Genomic DNA, 14,381 nt, shown 5'->3' with positions numbered 1-14,381 from the left:
GTCGCCCGGGCGACCGCTTCCACCGCGCCTGCTCAGAGCACGGGCGGCGCGGTGAGGTCATTCACGGACGCCTCGCCCTCGGGAGCGGATCGGATCAGGCTGAACAGTCGCAGCCGGCCGCCTCCCAATAGCCGACGACCGGCGCGAGAACATCGACGTCAGCGGCGCGTCGCGAGGACCACGCCGCTCAGGCACAGCGCGCCGCCCAGCAGGGCGAGCGGCGCCGGCACCTCGCCGAGCAGCGTCCACGACAGCAGGACGGTCACCGGCGGCGCCAGGTAGGTCGCGGCGGTGGTGCGACCCGCGGTCCAGCGGGACAGGACGTAGCCCCAGGTGAGGAAGCCGACAGCGGTCGGGAACACGCCCAGGTACAGCATGCCCAGGGTGGCCGACGGTGGGGCCGTGGCGAGCTCTGCGAGGAGCGTGGGGGCGAACGGCAGCAGGGCCACGGTCCCGGCCAGCGCGCCGAGCCAGGTCATCGTCACGGCGTCCACCCGCGCCAGTAGGCGCTTCTGGAGCAGTACGCCGAAGGCGTACAGCAGAGCGGAGAGCACCGCCAGCGCGACGCCGACCTTGTCGGCGTGTCCAGTGAAACCGCTGGCCGCGATCAGAGCGACGCCGGCGAAGGCGATCGCCACCCCGACGCCGAGCCGGCCGGAGAGCCGCTCGTTGAGAACGAGGACCGCAGCGACCGCGACGAGAATGGGCGCGACCGCCACCAGCAGTGCCGCCGTCCCGGCGTCGACCAGCCGCTCGGCAGCGTTGAGCGCCACGTTGTATCCGCCGAACCAGGCCACGCCCCAGACCGCGATCAGCCCCAAGGTTCCGCCACGGGGCAGGGCGGCCCGGCGGGAAGCCGTGGCGTCCGACCCGGGCAGAGCGTGCTGTTGTCGCGTGCTGCGGCGTCGGACGCCGCCGGTGAATGCCATGAACGCGCTCAGCGCGATGGACGCCGCCGCCATACGACCCAACGCCATGGCGCCGGGGGAGTAGTCGTGCCCGGCGAAGCGGATGCCGACGAACGCCGACGCCCACAAGAACACGGTGGTGCCGGCGGCACCGACCGTCGGCCAGGACCGGGGGTACGCTGTGTTCGCGCGGTCGCCCTCGGTGATGGCCGGCTGGCTCGGGGTAGCGGTGAGCTGTGCACTCCTCATGGAGCGATCATCGTGCGCCCGAACATTCAGCACCAGCGACTATTCCTTCACAACGGTTCAGTGGGGCTTTACTGTCGTAGGGTGCTCGACGTCCACCGCCTCCGTGTCTTCCGCTCCGTCGTGGCGTCCGGGTCCGTCCAGGCGGCCGCCGCCAACCTGGGCTACACCCCCTCCGCGATCAGCCAGCACCTCACCGCACTCCAGCGCGAGACAGGCCTGACCCTCCTCACCCGAGCGGGACGCGGCCTGCGGCCCACGGCAGCCGGCCATGCCCTCGCCGCCGAAGCCGACCGGGTGCTCGCCCGGATCGGAGCGGCCGAGTCGCTGATCGCCGACCTGCGCACCGGACGCACCGGCGCACTGTCCATCGCGTACTTCGCGTCAGTGGGCGCCGCGTGGATGCCGCTCGTGGTGCGGCGCATCCTCACCGAGCTCCCAGGAGTCCGGCTCGACCTGCAACTGCGCGAACACCTCCCGGACAGCCGGGAGGAACGCGCCGATGTCCAGGTGGCCGTGGCGGGCAACGGCTTCGACCCCGGTTCGGGTTTCACCACCCATCACCTCCTCGACGACCCCTACGTGGCCGTCCTTCCCACCGGACACCGCCTAGCCGGGCAGGATGAGGTGGACCTCGCCGACCTCGCCGACGAGCGCTGGGTCGACAACGACTTCGCCCGCGGCTGGTGTCGCGCCAACCTCATCGAGGCCTGCACCGCCGCCGGATTCAGCCCCGCCTTCAGCGTCGAGGCGCACGACTACCCGACGGCGCTCGCCTTCGTGGCAGCCGGCATCGGCCTCACGGTGCTCCCCGCGCTCGGCGCAGCACACCTGCCCGACGGCGTGACCCGCGTTCGGGTGGTCCGCCCGACGCCGATCCGGTCTATACACGTGGTGGTGCACGATGCGGTCGAGCACACCCCGGCGGTGCGCACGGCGGTCGCCGCGCTGAGGGGCGCGGCCAGCTCCGGGGGCGAGCAGTAGGACGCCGACACGCAACAATGCCCGCCGCCCTCCGCCGCGGCCACGAGCGACGGGCAGCCGCACCAGGCCCCGGCAGAGGTGGAATTCCATCGTCGGGTAGCCCGTTCACCCAGCGCCTCCTCGGCGGCCATCGAAGTTGTATCGGCACGCGCGCTCCGTCTGCCGAGGCTGGAGGGTCGTAGTGGACGCAGAACCCCCGATGAAGTTGATCTGTGAGAGGACCGCCTTCATACCTGGGGTTCTGCGCCTTCTCGTTGCACCACAACGGATCCAACTACGCAGCGCAACCCACCGTTACGCGGAATAGCTCATTGGCCCTGCATCGGCCGACCGTCACGAAACTTTGAGGCTAAGCGATTGGGTGAATACGTGCCCAAGGCGGATCGCAGCGGCGAAAACGCCGTCAACTCCACCCCTCGGCACCAGTAGCACATGTGTCTGGCTTCGTGCTCGACACCTTGCAAACGATGAGCCAGACCGGGGTTTGCTCCGGAAGGTCACCGGTTTGCCAACCCGTACAATAGGGCGAACTGTGACCGGAGGTGTTGGCGGTGCGAATGAGCTTGCCGGTGTTTCGATTGAACAGCTGCGCCCTTACGCCATACCCATCGGCGTCTAAGTCGCAGGCTTTCAGTGCGTCACCGGGCAAACTCCCGTTCGGATCCGCATGGAACCACCCGTACCCCGCAGTGGCGCAGTACGACATTGGGCACTGCAAAACATGGACGGTAACATCTTGACTTGCATACGCCGGGCTAGCCACCGCGACTGTCGCGAGGGCTGCACCCGCCGCTACCGCCGTCCGGATAAGTCCTTTCCGCTTCATCTTGTCATCTCTCCTCTACTAACCAGGTTTCTTGTAACTGCTTGGGCATCAACCTATATGTACTGAGGCGACCGTCCATCGATCCAGGGAAAACTAGAGCGTTCCTTGAGGATAGTGCCCCAGCACCGAGCCCAGGGCCGTTGCGTGTTCGATGAATGACCACGTGAGCTGGAGTTATGCCGGGTGAGAGGCCATTGTGGAGGCGGCCGAGGCGGGTGAGATCGCCTAGCGGTGACAGCCACTAGGCCGACGGAGCCACCCAGTACGGACCGATTCCGGACGAGTAGCCCGAGGCCAGAGACGTGGACGGACTCGGCCGGACGGTACGCCCAGAACTCAGACGGAAGTACCCCAAGGCGTGCGCGAGATGGGCCGGTATAGGCCACTTCCAGACAGCCGAGGTGACGCGCCAGCGGCATGTTCCTCTTACAAGCGAGGGGCCTACCATGGTGGACGGGCCGGTGGGCTCAGACCAGGGTTGATCCTGGTTTCAGTGCTGCTCTTCATGCTGTCTGCTTTCATCTTCGCCCTGATCCCTACCGCTGTTTTTTATGGAGCCGGACGAGGAAGGAAAGGTGGTCTGGATGAAGGTGATCGTTAGCTCTGCTACGTGTGTCCTCAGCGGTCTCGCGACCAACTTGGCGGCATCAGCACTGGTCTGAGCCCATCGCCCCCTGTGGCCGGGAGCAGCAAAATCCGGAACATGCGCGGAATGGTCATGGCCGCCGCTGGGAGAACGTCAGGTATATGTCCTGCCAGGAGGTCCGCGCAGCTGCCCAGCGCGACTGCCTTCCTAAACCGTGTGTCGCAGGTTCGAATCCTGCCGGGGCACCAGGTCACACCCTTGATCACCGATCACTGTTCGGCCTTCCGGGGCTTCCGTGCCCACTGCGTGCCCGATCGCCTCGGTACCTTCGCTCTGCTCGCGCCCAGGTGTTGGGCGACCTCAGCGTCCCGTCCGTCGACCGCGCCGGGCGTAGTGGCGGGACGCTGGCATTGGCGTGCCCACGTCGGCGAGCGGCCACCAGGACGCCGTGCGAGTCCGCGACCCAGCTCGGATCCGTGGAGAGTCCGCCAACCGATGCCGCCGCATCGAGGTCCGGCCAGCTGTCTGCCGGAACATGGGCGGTTCGATTCTGAGGCAGCCGCGTCCGACGATCACGACCTGTCGGTCAAGGTCAACGCCGACTGGTGGCGCATCGCCAGCGAGTACGGCCTACTCAACGATCAGCGCGAGTTCCTGCTTGGTATCTACCACGACATCCCGGAACACGCCGATCCCGACTATGCCTGGGTGCGGGTCCCGGCTTACCGCCGAGTGGGACCTTGGCCGGCCGGGACCCGAGGAGGGATATTTCTTGACTCTCAACCCGGTCGAGGGCTGACCCTTCCTGGGTGACGTCTGAAGAGCCCGACCAAAAATCAGTCCCTCTCGCGATTGACCTGGAGATGCTGCGGCCGGTACTGCGCAGCGGCTGGGGAGCGGATACCTGCGACCCGCACGATGTGCAGGATTGGCACGCCGGCAACCCAGCCCGTGGTCAATGCGGAGTGACGGCCTTGATCATTCAGGACCTCCTCGGCGGAGAGTTGATCCTCGGCGAGGTCCTCGTCGGGGACGCCAAGGTCGGCTACCACTACTGGAATCGATTGGCCGACGGCCGCGAGGTCGACCTGACAGCTGACCAGTTCCAGCCGCCGGAAGTCGTTGTCGGCGGTCACGTCCAGCAACGCCCGCCGGGCCCACCTGGGCGATGCCGCCAGCAGTACGAGATCCTGCGGCACCGCGTCTTCGCAGCCCTCTACGGCGGCGAACCAACGCAACCCACTCAGCCGTGATGGCCGGCGAACTGGGCGTCACGGTCTTTATTCGGCATGCTCAAGGCCCGTGTAACCCATCAACTGAAGCCATCGTCTAACGCATCAAGCGGAGCACGACACTGGCTGCCGGCCTGTGATCCGACAACTGATGTGCGACACGGGTCCGCCATGTGATGTGCAACAGGGCTACAAGTAGTTGGTGTTACCGTCGACGGATCTTGATGTTGTCGAGGTCGGTCGACACCGACTTAAGGTCGCGATAGTTGGCGCCGAGTCCCCGGACGGCGGCCGCGGCGAGCGCTTCCGCCCTGTCGATCACGACTGCTTCCTCGTCCTCCTCGGTGGCCGGGACCACGCAGCGAAAGGTAAACGCAAGCAGGGATCGCTCGTAGGTCACGGTGCCTTCCTCGGTGAACTTTGCCCGAAACACGTCGTGTTCGTCAGCCATGGCGAGCAAGGTGGCCCGCTGCTCGTCATCGAGTGGCGCGAACTTGCCGCGCACGATGACCTGATATGTCTTGGTGGCCATTGCTGGGGACCTCCGGATCTGGCTGGTGTCGCAACATCGTCGGTCGGCGGGCCGGTGCGGCAGGCAAATCGCCGTCGCCATGCCGCTGGCCAACCGGCACGGCGCAGGCGACCCTATCGGGAGAACCCAGGAACGCAGAGGCATTTTCACAGCGGTCGACCGCCTGCCCGCAAGCGCAACCACGTCCTCTCAGCCGCGTTCCCACGCGCCGACTGTGTCGCGGAACAGTTGGCGGACGAGTGCCGCGCATCAGTCGACGGAGGACAAAACTGGTGGCGAGCCGGCTGCCAGCCGTGTCCGACTCCGGTTGATGCGCTACGTCGTCGCTTCACTTGATGCGTGACACGATGCCCTGGCTCGTTGGCTACCCGCTGTCGCGGGGCGGCCGGAGGCTGGCGCATCCGCTTCTAGCCGATGAGCGGATGGCACTGGGCGCTGTTGCAGACCCTTGTCCCGCCGGACACCGACCGAAAGCATGATCCACAACGCGGCAGTCCTGCCTACTCTGCACCGCTGTGCGGTTCTTCAGGAAGAAGCAGGAGCGTTCGGGCGACGCCGACAAGTTAGCGATCGGCGGCTTCCTCGACGACGAGTCAGAACTTTTGAGCGAGGCGCTGCTGGATCGGGAGTGGGGCGCGGCCCGCAGAATCCTCGCGGCGGCCGATAAAGAGCACTTCATGTACTATGTCCAGGTTGCTGCCGCTACCCGCGGGGTCGAGGAGTGGATCGACGGACCGATACGGGCCCAGCCGGATGATCCGCTGCCGCTACTCATCGGCGGCGCCCGTGCGATCTACTGGGCCGGCGAAGCCCGCGGCGATGGCCGGGCTAGCACCGTGCCCAAGGACGCCTGGCCCGTCTGGTTCCAGCGCTTGGAACTCGCCGAGAATCTCCTCGATCAGGCCCTGGACCGCCATCCGGCGCTGGCCGAGGCGTGGCACTACAAGATCTCCCTGAGCCGCAACCGTCAACTGCCAGCCGAGGAGCGTTGGCGGCGATTCGATCGACTTATCGAGATCGATCCGTCCCACTTGTTTGGGCACTTGACAATGCTCGACAGCCTGTTGCCCAAGTGGGGCGGCAGCTGGGACGAAGCCTTCCGGTTCGCCCGGGAGCGAACCGCGGCCTGCCCCGCCACCAATGTTCCCTTACTGATCATGAAGGTTCATCGCAACTTCCGCTGGGAGAGCGAGAACGGCGAAACCCGGTATTACCAGCGCCCGGACGTCGCCTCAGAGACCTACGACGCGGCCGAGCAGTCGGTCTGGCATGACGACTACGAGACCACAACCCTGACACCCATTCTCTGGAACCATTTCGCTTTTGCGCTGACCTACGGCCGGTACTTCAGGCAGGCCTGCACCCTCTACGACGCCATCGGCAGCGACTTCATCCGCAAGGAACCGTGGCAGACCGTCGAGCGCTACCGCAATATGCGCGACTGGGCCCACGAGGAAGCCGCCGACCCCCACTACCACGACGAGTGAGCCCGCTACCGGAACGTCTTGGCAGCAGTGGTCGGAATCCATGGTCAACATCGCCGATCCAGGCGACAGCAGAGTCGTCGGGGCAGAGGAGGAGGCAGCTTCGCTGCTGAGGGACGTGTGCTGGCGGCGCGGGTTGCGGAAGAACTACCGCAGGCGGTGGTCTGGTTCAAGGACGGCAGCAGCCCCGACGCCGCCGGACCGGACTGAGGCGGGCCCACGGCGGGGCCGTCGGCAGCAACAGGCCGGGACGAGGACGGCCGGCAACGCCGGGCGCCGAAAGTCTCCCGAGTTCACGGATGCGGACGGATACGGGAAGGGATCTGCCCGTCGAGTCAGAGCGCATCGGCTTCGGCCTGACCCGTTAGCGCTGAACCAGGCTCCGGTGGTCGCGAACGCGAATCGGGTCGTTTGGCAGCTCAGCGCCGACGGCGACCGTGCGACAGGCGTAGGAGCCGACGGCGGCCAACTTCCACAGGTGTCCGATGAACTCCCGCACGTCGGTCCGTAGGTTCGGTTCGACCGTTGTGGCGACTGGCCCGTATTTATGCCGGTGAGGGACCTCGAGCCGCTGGTCGACGGATGGTGTGGGGGAAGGAGCACGCAGATGCGAAGAGGGAAGCTTGCCCGGCGCGGCTCGGTGCTGGCCTTGGCGGTCGTGGCCGCCGGCCTGCCGGCGACCGGCGCCCTGGCCGGGCCGGGGGCCGACGAACGCCCGGCCAGCGCGCAGTGGCCACACCCGGAAGACTGCACGCAGTGGTCGTACCCGGAAGACCCAGGCTTTGTCGCCACGAGTCCAGGGGAACTAGCTGCCGCCAAAGCCAGCTGGGAAACGCCGGAATATGGTAATTACACCGGCCATAATCCTTCCACTCCTGGCACAGCAGTCAACTCCCCATGGCAGCTCACCGCGGTGAACGCGTCCACCGCCTACGCGCTGGGGTACTGCGGGCAGGGCGTCACGCTGGGCATGATGGATTCGGGCTACAGGCCTACACACGAAGCATTTCAAACCCCGCTGATCGAGTCGGTGAGAGCGGAGGGTGTCTACGGCACATCCGGCTACGGGTATCGTGGCGCGACCCCGGCGAACCCTTTCACTGCGGGCGAGCCGTTCACGGTGGCCGGTGATCAGGCGAGACCAAGTGACTACTCGCACGGGACCGGCATGCTCGGGGTCACCTCCGGCATCCGCGACGGTAAAGACCAGCACGGCATCGCCTTCGGATCGAAGATGTATGTTGCCAAGACCGGCGGCTCCGATACCCAGTCCCACGGCCCCTTCCACGACTACGTGTACTGGTACACAGCCAACAAGGCCCTGGTCGACGCAGGCGCCCAGGTCATCAACAGCAGTTGGGGCTCTTACGTCCAGACTCTCGACAGAGCCCGCTACGACGGCCTAGGAAACGACCTCGGAGTCAACGGCAACCGCGCCAACGCTTACCAACTGCCTGGCAAAGACAGCGCCAGCGCCACGGCGATGGCGACCATCATCCCCAACGAGTACCTGAAGGATCTGGAGTACCAGTACTTCTTCTTCAAGAAAAGCTACTCGGAAGGCGGCATTCAATACAACCCGAAATACCCCGGACGTTCCTTCATGGACGCCATCTGGGACTCCATCAAGGACAGCGGTACCGTCAACGTACGGTCGGCCGGCAACAACGACTGGAGCAACCCGTACTTCCGCCCCGCGTACCCCCTCTTCAACCCCTGGGCGGAGAATCAATTTGTAGCCGTCGGCGGGGTGCAACCGCCCACTGCGACTAACCCCGAATACACAAAGCAGTTCGGGTACAACGAGGCGGGACTCGCCAAATGGTGGAACGTGTCCACCCCTTCGAACAACGTTCGAACCACCAGCAGCGCCGGTGACACCAACTACTCAAACTCAAACGGCACGTCACCGGCAACGCCCGTTGCGACATCGGTGATGGGCGTCCTGCTCTCCCGCTACCCGGACATGGACGCCAAGCAGGTGCGTGAGTTGATGCTCACCACGGCGAACAACAAGATGTCCGACGGCGTGAGATTCCTCGGCACCGGGCAAACCTCCCCCTCCGGAGCATCCATCGCCTGGACCGCCCCCGACGGCCTTCCGGACGAACGCTGGGGCTGGGGGATTCCCGACCTGGCCAAGGGCATGTACGGCCCCGGCCAGCTCCTGAGCCCCATGACCTACAACATGGACAGAGCGCCCCTGGACGTCTGGTCGAACGACATCAGCCAGATCGCCATCAAGGAGAGGGAAAAGGAAGACCTGGAGTGGCTGGCGGGCTACAAGAAGCAAGGCATCGCCTACGCCGGTGAATTCAGCCCCAACGTGCTGCACCCGGACGGCACCCTTGACGAACACGCCTTCATGCTCCAGGGCATTCTCGGTGATCCCTACATCCAAGCCATCACCAACGGCCATCCCGAGATGTACGACAAGATCACCTATGAGGACGCCGTCAAGTGGCGCAAGGAATGGATGGACCAGCGCGCGTCCTACATTCAGAACAACATCGACAACAACCTCTACACGGCTTCCCTGACCAAGCAAGGCCCCGGAATGCTGATCATGACGGGCGACAACACCTACGAGGGCGGCACGACGGTCGAAGGCGGCAAGCTTTCGATCACCGGCTCGCACGCAAGCTCGATCGACGTCAAGGGCGGCACCCTCGGCGGCAGTGGCAGCGTGGGTGACAGCGTCACCGTCACCAGCGGCGTCCTGCGGCCCGGGCTCGCCTCCGACGAGGCCGCGCACCTCACCGGCACCCCCGCGGGCAACGTCCTGACCGTCGGCGGGAATGTGACCGTCGGCCGGCAGGGTCGCGTCGCCGTCACGATCTCCGGCGACCGGGACTGCACCAGCGTCCGGGCGGCGGGAAACCTGATGCTGGACGGCGAACTGGACCTGGACGTGCAGGGCAAGCTGACCCCCGGCACCGTGTTCACGATCATGAGCGGTAGCTCGATCAACGGCGCCTTCCACGCGCTGCCCGAGAACCGGGCCCTGAACGTGGGCGGCTACCTGTTCCGAGTGTCCTACAAGAACAACAGCATGACGCTGACCGTCATGCAGCCGGTGCCGAACAACGGCAAGTAGACCGTGATCTGGGGCTTGACCATGGTCCAGCCGCAGTGAAGGGACCGTGAGGAAAGGCGGGCCGCGACGCCGACATCGGCGTCGCGGCCCACCAACTCGTCCGGCCCACCCCGTGCCCCTCACTCCGTGACGGCCGGGGGAGCAGGCGCCTACCGGCCGGGCGCCACCGGCTCGGCCACCCGGGCCGGTCAGGGGCGTTCGATACGCACCGGATCGCCCCGCACCAGCTCGTCGTGCACCCGCCAGCGGGCGGCAACGACCGCCCGCCCGGCCGCCTCGTCACCGGCCGCGAGCCGCTGCCGCAGCAGCCGCAGCGCGATGCCCCGGTTGAGGCCGAACTGCCGCTCGGTGTCGACCACCACGACGATGCCGGTCGGGCGGTGGATGGCCCGCACGGCGGTGCTGGCCTTGTTGCGGTGCTGGCCGCCCGGCCCGCCGGTGCGTACCGCCACCACCTCCACGTCCGCCTCGACGAACGGGGTCACCGGAGCGTCGACCTCGCACCGCCGGGCGGCCACGTACCAGTTCTTCCGGCCATGGCCGGAACGGTAGGGGCTGGGCGCCTGCCAGCACAACGTCCCGGTCCAGCCGGCGGCGAACGCCTCCGCACCCGCGCCGGTGAGCCGGATCAGCACCGACCGGTAGGTGCCGGGCCGGTCGCCGGCGACGCTTTCCAGCCGCACCACGCCCACATCGTGCCGGGCGGCGTCGGCGTCCAGCCGGCGCAGCAGCCGGGCCAGAGCCCACGCGCACTCCTGCGGGCCCCGGCCGGCCGACAGCAGCAGGTGCGCGCTCACCGCCGCCCCCGCCGCCGCTGCTCGGCCTGCCGGCGCTCAGGTCGCCGGTCGCCGCGGGCCGCGACCCCCACGTCCGGCGTCTTGTAGGTGACCAGTGGGACCGTGGTCGCCACCGGGGTCGCCAACCCGTGACCGACCAGGTCGGCGATCACCTGCTCGATTCGCTTGTACGCGCTCGGCGCCTCCTCGAACAGCAGCTGCCGGTCGCCGCAGACCACCAGCGAACCCACCGGGGTGCGGCGCAGCTCCTCGACCGTGTGCTTGGCCCGGCCCCGGCGCAACGCGTCGGCCCGGGACATCTTGCGGCCCGCCCCGTGCGCCACCGAGTAGTTGGCCTGCGCGCCCGCATGCCCGGCCACCAGGTACGACGGGGTGCCGCGGGTGCCGGCGACGAGCACGTCTCGGCCGTCGCCCGGCGCCGCGCCCTTGCGGTGCAGGTAGTGCCCGTCGCGTACCTCAACCAGGTTGTGACACTGGTCCACGACCGGCGCCGTCGGCTCGGCACCCAGGGCGATCGCGGTCCGGGCGGCCAGCAGCCGCCGGTTGAGCGAACCCCAGCGCACCGCGTCGTCGTGCCGCGCCAGGTACGCGGCCGGGTCACCGGCGGGCCCGGCGCCTCGCAGCTCGGTGTGCTCACGCAGGATCCGCTCGCCGAGCCCGCGCGACCCGCTGTGCACGACGAGAACCGTGTCGCCGGCGGCGAGCTGAAGCCGCGCGGCGTGGCCCGGGTCGAGGACCTCGCCGACGCGGGCCAGCTCAACGAAATGGTTGCCCCGCCCGACGGTACCGAGACCGTCGAGATGGCCAGCGGGGACCTCGCCGTCCAGCACCGACCAGGCCGGGTCGTCGGCGTCCCGATCCGGGTCGAGCGAGCGATCCAGGTCGGGGAAGCGGGCGGCGAGCCGCTCCGGCACGACCCGCTTCAGCGCGATCGGGAAGACCGCGATGCCGCAGCCGATGTCCGAGCCGACCAGGTGCGGGTAGAGCACGGTCGAGGCCATCGCGGCGCCGATCGGAGCACCCTTGCCGGGGTGCAGGTCCGGCATGCCGGCGACATGGACCATGCCGTCGAGGGTGGCCACCTGGCGGCACTGGTCGACGGCGTCGGACTCGACCCAGCTGGTCGGGGAGGCGAAGACGGTGACGGTGGCAGGGGTGGGTGCCGGCAGGTACTCCTGCCGGAAAGGTACAACGGACAAGGACGCTCGTTTCTCGCCAAGGGTGGAATGGACGGCCGCCGATCGCGATGGCGTGGCGGCGACGAAGGTGCTGCCCTCAGAACGTCATGCCACCCAGCGTCCCGGAGTCCACCGTGGCCGGCAACCGACTTTCGCATCCGCCGTCCAGGCGGGCCACCCCGTTCGCCGATGCGACGGCACACCGAGGCGTCCATCGACGTTCATCCAGCCGATCGCAGTGCGTAAGCTCCGCACGGTCAGATCTGGGGAACTTACCGAGGAGGTTCCATGGATCGTCGAGCAATGTTGCGAGCCACGGTTGTCGGTGCCGGCGCGGTCGCCCTGCCGTTCACGGCGTGGTCGGCGGCGTACGGAGCCCCGGCGCAGAACGCAGCGGGACCCTACGGTGGGCTTCAGCCCGCCGACGCCAACGGCATCCAGTTGCCGGCCGGCTTCACCAGCTCGATCGTCGCGCGATCCCGTCAGACGGTGCCAGGGACGTCGTACACCTGGCACGACGCCCCGGACGGCGGCGCCGTGTTCCCGAACGGCACCGGCTGGATCTACGTGTCGAACTCCGAGGTCGCAGCCAGTGCCGGCGGCGGTGCCTCACGCCTCGTCTTCAACTCCAGCGGCGCCGTGGTCGGGGCGTCACGGATCCTCTCCGGCACCAACAACAACTGCGCCGGCGGCAAGACGCCGTGGAACACCTGGCTCTCCTGCGAGGAAGTATCCCTGGGCCGGGTCTTCGAGACATACCCGCTCGGCGGGACCTCCGTGGCACGTCCCGCGATGGGCCGGTTCAAGCACGAGGCGGCCGCCGCTGACCCGGTCCGCCGGGTCATCTACCTGACCGAGGACGAGACCGACGGCAAGTTCTACCGCTTCGTGCCGACCACCTGGGGCGATCTCTCCGCCGGAACCCTCCAGGTCTTCCGCGCCGGTACGGCCACCTCCGGCACGTTCACCTGGGCCACGGTGCCCGACCCGGACGGCTCACCCACCCCGACCCGGCAGCAGGTGTCCGGCGCGAAGACATTCAACGGTGGCGAGGGCTGCCACTACGCGGACGACACCGTCTGGTTCACCACCAAGGGCGACAACCGCGTGTGGCAGGTCAACCTGGCCGCCGGCACGTACGAGCTCGCCTACGACGACAACCTGGTCAGCCCTGGCACCGCCCCGCTGACCGGCGTCGACAACATCACCGGGTCCACGGCCGGTGACCTGTACATCGCAGAGGACGGCGGGAACATGGAGATCTGCATGATCACGCCGGACGACAAGATCTCCGTCTTCCTGCGGATCACCGGACAGAGCGGCTCGGAGATCACGGGGCCGGCGTTCACCCCGGCAGGGGACCGGCTGTACTTCTCGTCGCAACGCGGCACGACCGGCTCGTCCTCCGGCGGCATCACCTACTGCGTCACCGGGCCGTTCCGCCGATGACCGGCTCCCGGCCGCGCTGACCGACACGGGCCGCCCGGCGAAGGACGCCCGGTCTTCACCCGGCGTCCTTCGCCGACGCGCTCCACCCGGACGCGCCGGGAAGACGGCCTCCGATCGTCCCTCCCGACGAACAAGCCCGTCGGGAGGGACGAGGGCGCCATGCGTAGCCCACACCACCCGTCGTCGACCCAACTGATCTCCGCCGCCGACTGAGAATCGTGATCAGGGCGCCCGCACAGGCACGGCCGGAGCACGAGATAGCTTGGGCGGATGAGTTTTGATCCAGCGGCGCACAACCGCGTGGCCTGGGACCGGCAGGTCGACCAGGGCAACGAGTGGTCGCGGCCGATCTCCGCGGATACGGTCGCCAGGGCGCGTGCCGGTGACTGGTCGGTCGTGCTCATCGGCTACCAACCCGTAGACCGCTCCTGGTTCCCCGCCGACCTGGCCGGCGCGGACGTGCTGTGCCTGGCCTCCGGCGGCGGCCAGCAGGGGCCGACGCTCGCCGCGGCCGGGGCCCGGGTCACCGTGCTGGACAACTCGCCGCGCCAGCTCGAGCAGGACGAGTTGGTCGCCCAGCGGGACAACCTGCCGCTGCGGACGATCCTCGGCGACATGCGCGACCTGTCCGCGTTCGCCGACTCCTCGTTCGACCTCGTCTTCAACCCGGTCTCGAACCTGTTCATCCCCGAGCTCGCCCCGGTGTGGCGGGAGTCCTTCCGAGTGCTGCGGCCAGGCGGGACGCTGCTGTGCGGCTTCCTCAACCCGGACGTCTACTTGTTCGACCACGAGGCGCTGGACCAGCGCGGCGAGCTGGTAGTCCGGCACAAGCTGCCGTACAGCGACATCACTCACGTACCGGCCGAGGAACGCGAGCGGCTCTTCGGCGCGGATGCACCGCTGGAGTACAGCCACACCATGGCCGAGCAACTCGGCGGCCAGCTCGCCGCGGGCTTCGTCATCACCGGATTCGAGGAGGCACCGCACCACTCGGACGCCACCGCGGGCTGGCTGCCCGGCTACTTCGCGACCCGCGCCGTCAAACCATGAGCCACTTTCATC

The 14,381-nt window shown here is 67.8% G+C and carries 10 protein-coding genes and 1 pseudogene; 6 read left to right on the top strand and 5 right to left on the bottom strand.

Annotated features, from left to right (window positions below):
- Positions 1–44 precede the first annotated feature (44 nt).
- Positions 45–116: pseudogene (locus ABZW14_RS25010) on the bottom strand (transcriptional regulator); the annotation flags it as partial.
- A 42-nt stretch (positions 117–158) separates the two neighbouring features.
- Entirely contained in the window at positions 159–1,157 is a 999-nt protein-coding gene (locus tag ABZW14_RS25005) for an EamA family transporter (protein ID WP_355350859.1), read from the bottom strand.
- Between the two features lie 81 nt (positions 1,158–1,238).
- On the opposite strand from ABZW14_RS25005, the gene ABZW14_RS25000 reads away from it, so the two are divergent.
- Both ABZW14_RS25000 and ABZW14_RS24995 read left to right on the top strand, forming a co-directional pair.
- Positions 1,239–2,138: a LysR family transcriptional regulator gene (locus ABZW14_RS25000; protein WP_355350857.1), complete on the top strand. Its 900-nt coding sequence runs from the start codon at positions 1,239–1,241 to the stop codon at positions 2,136–2,138.
- A gap of 2,221 nt (positions 2,139–4,359) precedes the next feature.
- Complete coding sequence (locus ABZW14_RS24995) at positions 4,360–4,803, top strand: hypothetical protein (RefSeq protein ID WP_355350855.1); 444 nt, start codon at positions 4,360–4,362, stop codon at positions 4,801–4,803.
- A gap of 184 nt (positions 4,804–4,987) precedes the next feature.
- Here the strand turns inward: ABZW14_RS24995 and ABZW14_RS24990 are convergent, their stop codons facing one another.
- Positions 4,988–5,314, bottom strand: a complete 327-nt coding sequence (locus ABZW14_RS24990) for a DUF6204 family protein (RefSeq protein WP_355350853.1) — start codon at positions 5,312–5,314, stop codon at positions 4,988–4,990.
- Positions 5,315–5,829: 515 nt separating this feature from the next.
- On the opposite strand from ABZW14_RS24990, the gene ABZW14_RS24985 reads away from it, so the two are divergent.
- Both ABZW14_RS24985 and ABZW14_RS24980 read left to right on the top strand, forming a co-directional pair.
- Positions 5,830–6,801, top strand: coding sequence for a hypothetical protein (locus ABZW14_RS24985; RefSeq protein ID WP_355350851.1), 972 nt, complete (start codon positions 5,830–5,832; stop codon positions 6,799–6,801).
- Positions 6,802–7,405: 604 nt separating this feature from the next.
- Positions 7,406–9,895 carry a S8 family serine peptidase gene (locus ABZW14_RS24980; protein WP_355350849.1) on the top strand — a complete coding sequence of 830 codons (2,490 nt, stop codon included), beginning with the start codon at positions 7,406–7,408 and terminating at the stop codon, positions 9,893–9,895.
- A gap of 188 nt (positions 9,896–10,083) precedes the next feature.
- Here ABZW14_RS24980 and prfH read toward each other — a convergent pair whose 3' ends face one another.
- Both prfH and ABZW14_RS24970 read right to left on the bottom strand, forming a co-directional pair.
- Positions 10,084–10,692, bottom strand: coding sequence for a peptide chain release factor H (prfH, locus tag ABZW14_RS24975; RefSeq protein WP_355350847.1), 609 nt, complete (start codon positions 10,690–10,692; stop codon positions 10,084–10,086).
- Entirely contained in the window at positions 10,689–11,891 is a 1,203-nt protein-coding gene (locus ABZW14_RS24970; RefSeq protein ID WP_355350845.1) for an RNA ligase RtcB family protein, read from the bottom strand. Before ABZW14_RS24970 ends, prfH begins: the two co-directional genes overlap by 4 nt.
- 267 nt (positions 11,892–12,158) lie before the next feature.
- On the opposite strand from ABZW14_RS24970, the gene ABZW14_RS24965 reads away from it, so the two are divergent.
- Positions 12,159–13,319 carry an alkaline phosphatase PhoX gene (locus ABZW14_RS24965; RefSeq protein ID WP_355350843.1) on the top strand — a complete coding sequence of 387 codons (1,161 nt, stop codon included), beginning with the start codon at positions 12,159–12,161 and terminating at the stop codon, positions 13,317–13,319.
- A gap of 270 nt (positions 13,320–13,589) precedes the next feature.
- Positions 13,590–14,369 (top strand): methyltransferase domain-containing protein, encoded by a 780-nt coding sequence (locus ABZW14_RS24960; protein WP_355350841.1) that lies wholly within the window; start codon positions 13,590–13,592, stop codon positions 14,367–14,369.
- Positions 14,370–14,381 lie beyond the last annotated feature (12 nt).

The sequence above is a fragment of the Micromonospora sp. NPDC004551 genome, from assembly GCF_040609975.1.
GTDB lineage: Bacteria > Actinomycetota > Actinomycetes > Mycobacteriales > Micromonosporaceae > Micromonospora.
Note: the sequence above shows the minus strand (reverse complement) of the source record. Positions and strands in the feature narration are given on the sequence as shown.